The organism is Streptomyces sp. SP18BB07, from assembly GCF_036322545.1.
Classification (GTDB): domain Bacteria; phylum Actinomycetota; class Actinomycetes; order Streptomycetales; family Streptomycetaceae; genus Streptomyces; species Streptomyces deccanensis.
Window position 1 is genome coordinate 1 of record NZ_JAQYWT010000197.1, and the last position, 357, is coordinate 357.

At 64.7% G+C, this 357-nt stretch carries 1 pseudogene; it reads left to right on the forward strand.

Annotated features, from left to right (window positions below):
- Window positions 1-269 precede the first annotated feature (269 nt).
- Window positions 270-357: pseudogene (locus PUR53_RS01820) on the forward strand (PTS glucose transporter subunit IIA); the annotation flags it as partial.

The window sequence follows — 357 nt, forward strand, 5'->3', positions numbered from 1 at the left end:
GAAGATGATCCCGGGATAGGATCTGAACGATCTGAACGAGTTCGGTGCTGCCGGGGTCGGACACAAAGTGCCGCTCGCCCCGAGGCAGGTCTAAGACTCTACATCGGGCCGCGGAGCCCGTGCAAATCGCTTCGAGGGGTCGTCTAGACCTCTAATGCGGAGCTATCGTGCGGAACGGGTACTTCAACCGACCTACCCTGCTGCTCAGCGCGCCGTCCCGGGACCCACGGGGGCGGCGTCCTCAGAGATCTCCACCTGGGAGGCTTCCCATGACCACCGTGATGTCACCTCTCGCAGGACGCGCCATCGGACTGGCCGCCGTACCGGATCCCGTGTTCTCGGGGGCGATGGTCGGCC